Origin of the sequence: Streptomyces sp. XM83C (genome assembly GCF_023072675.1) — a bacterium.
GTDB lineage: Bacteria > Actinomycetota > Actinomycetes > Streptomycetales > Streptomycetaceae > Streptomyces > Streptomyces thermocoprophilus.
Map to the genome: position 1 here is coordinate 1 of NZ_JALLGL010000311.1, position 6,876 is coordinate 6,876.

Consider the following 6,876-nt stretch of genomic DNA (forward strand, 5'->3'; position numbering starts at 1 on the left):
CCAACGACGTATGGGGCACCCCCGCCGTCGGCGGCGACCTCGTCTACGTCACCTCCTTCGAGGTGCACGCCCTCGACGTCGCCACCGGCCGCGCCCACCGAGCCCCAGCACACCGGCTGGCGGCCCTGGCGATTCCGCATGTCCAACGACGTATGGGGCACCCCCGCCGTCGGCGGCGACCTCGTCTACGTCACCTCCTTCGAGGTGCACGCCCTCGACGTCGCCACCGGCCGCCGACGCTTCAAGACCCGCGACGTCGCCTGGTCCATGGCCGTCGCCGACGGCCGTATCCACGCCTCCGACGGGCCCACCCTCTACGCCCTCGACGCCCGCGAGGGCGGCGACCTGTGGCGGCTGCAGACCGACGCCTGGGTGTACTCCCTCAAAGCCGACCGCGGCACCGTCGTCACCGGCACCCGCGGTGGCGGCGTCCAGGCCTGGGAAGCCTCCAACGGGCAGAAACTGTGGGAGCTCACCGGCTGCCAGACCGACTTCGAGTCCCCCGAGGCCGGCCCCGCCCTCCACGACGGCACCGTCTACGTCTGGCAGGACGCCCGCCTGCGCGCCCTCGACGCCCGCACCGGCGACGAACGCTGGTCGTACCCCATCGGCGACGCCGCCTCCTGCGGCGGCGTCCCCGTCCGCGTCACCCAGGCCCCCGACGGCTACGCCTACATCTCCGCCGGCACCCGCGTCCTCGCCGTCGACGTCGCGAGCGGCATGGTGCGCTGGCACTTCGAGGCCCCCGCCGTCTTCCTCTGCCCGCCCACCTTCGTCCCCGGCCCCGCCGTCACCGGCGGCGGCGTCTACCTCGCCGACTACCTCGGCACCGTCTACGCCCTCGACGCCACCGACGGCCGCGACCGCTGGCGCATCGCCACCGAGTCCCGCGCCTCCGTCGAACCCGTCCTCGTCGCAGCCGGCCACGTCCACGTAGGCAGCGGCCGAGGCCTCTACACCCTCGACGCCGTCACCGGCACCCCCAAGTGGCGCTTCCAGGCGGGCGGCGACATCGTCGGCTCCCCCGCCGTCGCCGAGGGCCGCATCCACTTCGGCTCCACCGACCACCTGCTGTACACCCTCAAGGCCGACGACGGCCGCCTCCGCTGGAAACTCGCCACTGGCGGCGAGATCACCGGCTCCCCGGTCGTCCGCGACGGCGTGGTGTACGCATGCAGCAAGGACCGCTGCGTGTACGCCCTGGACGCGGAGAAGGGCACGGGGACGGCGCGGTCGGCTTGAGCGGTGGGGCAAGGGGACGGCCGTCGTACCGGGCGCACGGAAGGGGGGATCCAGACGGCGGCCGTCGTCCACGGGGAGCGAGCCCCCGTACGTCACTCCCACCTCTGACGCTACGCCCGGTACACCCCGGTCGCGACACGGTGACAACCCTGTGACCGGCCCGCCCTAGGGTGGGCGGCATGCAGAGAAGGGGGCACAACTTCAAACTCGTGGCGGTGGCGGCCCTGGTCGTCCTCGCCCTCACTGGCTTCTCCACGAGCAGCCACAGCAGCTCGGGCGGCTCGAGCGGCAAGTCGGGCAGCAAGTCCGGCAGCCGCACCAGCAAGAGCCGCGGCAGCAGGGGAGGGGGCGGTGGTGGGTGCAGCAGCTCCAAGCAGGACCACGACTCCAGCCACAGAAGCCACTACGACTACGACGACGATGACGACTACGGCACCGGCAGCAACGGCAGCAGCGGGGACTACGAGGAGACGGCGACGCCCACCCCGTCCCCGACGAATATGTACGAGGCCGTGGTCACGCTGGTGAGCTGCGCGTCGAAGAAGACCCCGTACGCCACGGTCCAGTTGCACAACCCCAACGACACGGCAGGCTCCTTCGAACTGATGGTCAGCTTCCTGGACAGGAAGGGCAAGGCCATCGACACGGAGAAGGACACGGTGGACGTCCCGGCAGGCGAAACGGTGACAGTGAAGGAAAACGTCGGCGCGAGCCCCTCCAAGGTGGCCCGCTGCAAAGTCCCGGAACTGGCGACGCCGGTGGGGGCGTAGGGGGTCGGCGTCGAGCGGTCCGGTCGGCCGGGAGCCGGCGCCTTCTCGCCTCCTGTGCACGCCGGACGGACGGGCGGCGTGCGACTTCGCAGCGCCCCTCTCATGACTGCTGCCGCCACCACCCCCGCTCCCGCAGCCCTCACTCCCGCAGCCCCGGCCCCCACCTGCACCCACCGTCTCGACAGGCCATAGCCCCGCCGCCGACCCGTGGCTGACCACCAGCCGGGGATCGGCCGGCTGCACGGCCCGGAGTCGTGTCGTCGGGTCGAGGGCGCGCCCCGGCTCGGCCCGGATGCCGCGCCGGATGCGCACCCAGCCCTCCGCGCGCAGCCGTCGGCGCAGGGTGGGCGCGCTGCACACGGCCCGCAGGGCGCGGAAGGTGAGCGGTAGGCCGCCTTCGGTGAGCGCGCTCAGATCCGTACGCTTCACCTCTCCACTGTGCGCTGATTCCGCCGGCGCTGCTCAGGGCTGTGGAAAACATGCGTGAGCGCCGCCGGTTCCCCCGAACCGGCGGCGCTGCCCGCGTGTGCCTCCCCCTTGCATCCCCCTGCGGCACCGCGGGCAAGTCCTCGGCCGCGACGGCTCCCCCTCCGCGCCGCCGCGGCCGATCCCCGCCGGGATGAGGCCTACTTGCCGCCGCCCAGGGCGGGCGGGACCGGGGAGTGGCTGTCCATCGTCGTCACCGTGCCGTCGCGCGGCGGCGCGGGAGAGTGGCTGTCCATCGTGGTGATCGTGTCGTCGCCGGGCGGCGGCGTCGGGGAGTGGCTGTCCATGGTGGTGACAGTCTCATCGGCGTTCTTGCCCTCGACGGCGTGGCCCTGCCCCGCCGGGGCCACGTTCTCGTCCTTCGTAGCGTCACTCATGATCAAACTCCCGTTGAACCAAGCTCGTAGAGAGGGAACACCCGCTCGGCAACTCCCCCGAGGGCCGCCGAACAGGTGTTCCGGGGCGCTCACTGTAGTGGCGAGGCCCGTGACGATCCGTCTGCCCCCCGACACGACGGGTCGACAACGGAAGACTGGCAGGCGGCCATAAACGTTCGATGAACGTGCGGCCGAAACCGGTTCAGGCCGCGGCGAGCGGGGTCAGCAGGGCACGGACCTCCGCCGCTTCGGGGGCTGCTGCCGCATCGTAGATGGCCAGTGCGTCCCGCCAGCACGCGCGGGCCCGGTCGGACTGGTTGAGGGCGTGGAGTGCCTTGCCGAGGAGGGTGAGGGCGTTGCCGCGCATCCAGTCGCCGCCGATGCATCCGGTCGCCAGGGCCTGCTCGGCGTGCTGTGCCGCTTGGGCCGGCCGGTGGGCCAGGAGGTGCACCTGGGCGATGCGGAAGTGTGTGGTGCCTTCCCACAGGCGCTGACGGTTGTCGGCGAAGATGGTGACGGCCTGGGAGAGTTCCTGCATCGCCTCGGCGAGCCGTCCGGACTGGGTCAGTACGATCCCCAGGGCGTACCGGGCGTTGGCCAGGCGGACGGTCAGGCCGAGTTCGTCGTAGATGCGGGTGCCCTCGCGGGCGAGTTCGACGGCCCGGGACAGATGGCCCATGGGGGCGAGGACCCGGGACAGGTTGCACAGTGCGCTCGCCTCGCCGGGCCGGTTGCCGTCGGCCCGGAAGGCCTCGATCGCGCGGATGAGGTGGGTCTCCCCGTCGGCGTACCGGTTGGTGCAGTTGGCGATGATGCCGAGTTCGTTGAGGGCGTTGCTGCCGGTCCAGGGGTCCTGGGAGTCAGCCGCGAGGTCGACGGCCCGGCGTGCTTCCTTCTCGGCCTGTTCGAAACGCCCGGCGTTGCTGAGCACTTGGGTGAGTGTGACGCGGGCGCGGCCTTCCGCGTGGGCGTCGCCCGCTTCCTGGGCGGCGGTGCAGGCCGCGAGGGTGACTCTTTCGTACCGAAGTGAGCTGACCCCGGACTCGGCGAGGTCCTTGGCGGCGAGCAGGAGGTCCACGGCTCGTCGCAGTGCCGGTCCCTGGAGGGACTGCTGGGCGCAGGCCAGCAGGCAGTCGGCTTCGGTGTGCAGCCAGTCCAGTGCCTCCGACGCTTCGGTGAAGGTCCGCCCGGCGCGCCGGCTCTGCTCCAGGTGCTCCACGGTCCGGTCGCCCGGCCGTTCGATCGCGTAGACCCCCGCCGCCGTGGCCAGGTAGAAGTCGAGCAGGCGGGACATGGCCGCTTCCCGTTCCTCGGCGGGCTGTTCGTCGCGTTCGGCGCAGGCACGCGCGTAGAGCCGGACGAGGTCGTGGAAGCGGTAGCGGCCGGGGGCCGCCGATTCGAGGAGGGACGTGTCGACGAGTGACTCCAGCAGGTCCTCGGTGGCTTCCTCGTCGAGGTCGAGTACGGCTGCCGCGGCGGCCAGGGAGATGTCGGGGCCGTCGGCGAGGCCGAGGAGGCGGAAGGCGCGGGCCTGGGCGGGATCGAGGGCGCCGTAGCCGAGTTCGAAGGTGGCCTTGACGGCGAGGTCGCCGGCCTGGAGTTCGTCGAGGCGGCGGCGTTCGTCGGCGAGCTTGGCGGCGAGGACGGACACGGTCCAGGTGCGGCGGGAGGCCAGCCGGGACGCGGCGATGCGGATGGCGAGGGGGAGGAATCCGCAGGCGGCGACGACGTCGAGGGCGGCTTCCCGCTCGGAGGCGACGCGTTCCTCGCCGACGATCTTCGTGAACAGCGCGAGCGCCTCGTCGGGGGACATCACATCGAGGTCGACGAGATGGGCGCCGGCGAGGTCGACCATGCGGACGCGGGACGTGACGAGCGCGGCGCAGCCCTCGGTGCCGGGCAGCAGGGGCCGTACCTGCGCGGCGTCCTTGGCGTTGTCGAGGAGGACGAGGACGCGGCGGCCGTCGAGGACGGAGCGGTACAGCGCCGCCCGCTCCTCCAGTGTGTCGGGTATCGCGGAGTCGGCGGTGCCGAGGGCGCGCAGGAAGGAGCCGAGGACGGTCTCGGGTTCGGCGGCGCGCGGGCCCGCGCCCTGGAGGTCGACGTACAACTGTCCGTCGGGGAACGCGGCGCGCGCCTGGTGGGCGATGTGCACGGCGAGGGTGGTCTTGCCGACGCCGCCGATGCCGGCGAGGGCGGACACCGCCATGACCTTGCCTTCGGCGGTGGCGAGGATGTCGCTCAGTTCCCGGACGAAGGCGGCGCGGCCGGTGAAGTCGGGCACGGTGGCCGGGAGTTGGGCGGGGCGTACCGCGGCGACCGCCGGCTTCTCGGAGGGCGCTGCGGGTTCGGCCAGGCCGGGGTCGGCGCGCAGGATGCGTTCTTGCAGTTCGCGCAGGCCGGGGCGGGGGTCGACGCCCAGTTCGTCGGCGAGGAGGCGTCGTGTGTCGGCGTACACGGCGAGGGCCTCGGCCTGCCGTCCGCTGCGGTAGAGGGCGAGCATCAGCAGCTCCCGCAGGCGTTCCCGCAGGGGGTGCGCGGCGGTCAGCGCGGTCAGTTCCGACACCGTTTCGGCGTGGCAGCCCTGTTCGAGGTCCATGTCGAGCCGGGTCTCGAGGAGTTGCAGCCGCCATTCCTCCAGACGGACGCGCTGTGTCTCCGCGTACGGCCCGGGTACGCCCGCGAGGGCCTCGCCGTCCCACAGCGCCAGCGCCTCGCCGAGCAGTTCCCGTGCCCGGCACAGGTCTCCGGCCGCGCGGGCCTTCTCCGCCTGGGCGGCGAGGTCCTGGGCGGTGGTCACGTCCAGGGCGCCGTCACCGAGCCCGCGTACGGCGTATCCGCCGGACTCGCTCACCAGCACCCCGGGGTCGAGTGCCTTGCGCAGCCGGGAGGCGTAGGTGCGTACCGCCGCGAGGGCCTGCTGCGGCGGCTCCTCGCCCCACAGGGCGTCGATCAGCTCGGCGGCGGTCGCGGTGCGGCCCTCGCGCAGCAGCAGCGCGGCGAGCAGGGCGCGTTGCTGTGGGGAACCGGTGGGCAGCGGTTCCTCGCCGCGCCAGGCGCGCACCGGCCCGAGCACGCAGAAGCGCAGTCTCGCCGGGTCCGCCTCTGCCCCGGAGTCAGGACGCCTCTGCTGCGGCACTCGCGGTACTCCGTCCATCGCCGTCCCCCTAGACAACCTGAGCCACCCTGTCAGTTTGCCTTGTCGAACGCGGGCCCGTCAGCCAGGCGAGATGCCGATCACAGCCACGCACACGCGAGATGACCGACCCTCGCACGGGTGGGCACAGACCCCCCACACCGTCTCCCCATATCCGCACGACACCGCCCAACCTGTGGAAGACCCCGTGGAAGGCCCCCTCAATCGTCCAGATCGACCCGGACCGTCAGCAGGTCCGTGCCGAACACCCGTACGCCCATGCTGTTGAGGCGGGGCAGGGTGCGCAGCCGAGCCACCGGGTCGTCGTCGGGCATCAGATGTGCGGTGCCGGTGTGCCAGCGCCCGCGGATGCGGACCCGGACCCGTGGGTCGGCTTCGATGTTGCGGACGTACTGGGACTTCTCCCCGAACTCCGACACCAGCCAGAAGGAGTTCCCCACCCGCCTGCCCCCGACGGGCGTCGGCCGGGGCAGTCCGGAGACCCGGCCGCGGGTCTCCAGCACCGTCTGTAGCGGCAGCCGGCGCAGCACGGGGTTGCCGATGTGCCGCTGGAAGGCGGTGGCGGCACGGAACCGTAGGTCGGCGATGCGGGACAACGGCGCTTCCTCCCAAGGCGGTCGGTCCTCGCCCGGCGGCGGGACCGTCCCCTCCATCGTCCCCCGGGCGCGGGCGCCGGGGGAGCGGGGGAGGGCGACTGTGGACGGGTCGTGACCTGAACCGGACGGCGGTTGTCCGGTACGGGCCGGGCGGCCTGTGCGCCCCCCTTTTTTTGTGCGCCTCGTGTGCCTTCCGCGTGAAACCTTCGCGTACGACCCCCTCGCTCCGTACGCCCGCTCCCGTCGCT

The 6,876-nt window shown here is 72.5% G+C and carries 5 protein-coding genes; 2 read left to right on the forward strand and 3 right to left on the reverse strand.

Annotation, left to right across the window (positions count from 1 at the left end):
• A partial coding sequence (locus MTQ10_RS25580; protein ID WP_247472521.1) for an outer membrane protein assembly factor BamB family protein occupies positions 1-1,242 on the forward strand: 1,242 nt, incomplete at its 5' end.
• Positions 1,243-1,421: 179 nt separating this feature from the next.
• Positions 1,422-2,012 (forward strand): hypothetical protein, encoded by a 591-nt coding sequence (locus tag MTQ10_RS25585; protein ID WP_247472522.1) that lies wholly within the window; start codon positions 1,422-1,424, stop codon positions 2,010-2,012.
• A gap of 626 nt (positions 2,013-2,638) precedes the next feature.
• On the opposite strand, the gene MTQ10_RS31545 is transcribed toward MTQ10_RS25585, so the two are convergent.
• From MTQ10_RS31545 to MTQ10_RS25600, 3 genes are all read right to left on the reverse strand, one after another.
• Positions 2,639-2,875: a sigma-like protein gene (locus MTQ10_RS31545; protein WP_308404601.1), complete on the reverse strand. Its 237-nt coding sequence runs from the start codon at positions 2,873-2,875 to the stop codon at positions 2,639-2,641.
• 202 nt (positions 2,876-3,077) lie between these two features.
• Positions 3,078-6,032 carry an AfsR/SARP family transcriptional regulator gene (locus MTQ10_RS25595; protein WP_247472523.1) on the reverse strand — a complete coding sequence of 985 codons (2,955 nt, stop codon included), beginning with the start codon at positions 6,030-6,032 and terminating at the stop codon, positions 3,078-3,080.
• 200 nt (positions 6,033-6,232) lie between these two features.
• Entirely contained in the window at positions 6,233-6,628 is a 396-nt protein-coding gene (locus tag MTQ10_RS25600) for a nitroreductase/quinone reductase family protein (RefSeq protein WP_247472524.1), read from the reverse strand.
• Positions 6,629-6,876: the final 248 nt, after the last annotated feature.